This is a genomic window from Photobacterium lucens (genome assembly GCF_009873615.1).
Taxonomy (GTDB): domain Bacteria; phylum Pseudomonadota; class Gammaproteobacteria; order Enterobacterales; family Vibrionaceae; genus Photobacterium; species Photobacterium lucens.
The window spans coordinates 1-373 of record NZ_SSMG01000352.1; the positions used below are offsets into that span (position 1 = coordinate 1).

Annotated in this window: 1 pseudogene; it reads right to left on the reverse strand. The window is 33.0% G+C overall.

The annotated features are described in order from the left end of the window. Positions 1–350: pseudogene (locus E5A76_RS14955) on the reverse strand (cyclopropane-fatty-acyl-phospholipid synthase); the annotation flags it as partial. Between the last annotated feature and the right edge of the window lie 23 nt (positions 351–373).

Below are 373 nucleotides of genomic sequence, written 5' to 3' on the forward strand. Positions count from 1 at the left end.
TCATTACCAATATCGTAATGAAAAGGGACGTCTTCTTTTACTCGGGAAACGGATTGGTGGTTAATGAAATTTTTTAACTTAGAAACCCCAATTTTTGCTGCTAATTTAAATTTCTCGGCATTGGTCAATTTTTCTTCTATATGTGAACGTAATAACTTGGAAATTAATATATCGATACGTTCACAGTCCCAAAGGTTATCCATATAGCCTTCACCGAAAGCAATAGTACCTTTAGTTAAAATATTATCGAATAATTGGTCATCGTGAACGGTAATATCCCAAGAACGGTCACCATTAATCTTAACGTCTGCTTGCTCTAATAATTTGGAGAAAAATGCTTTGTTTGCCATAAAAACACTCTTTTAATTAATTG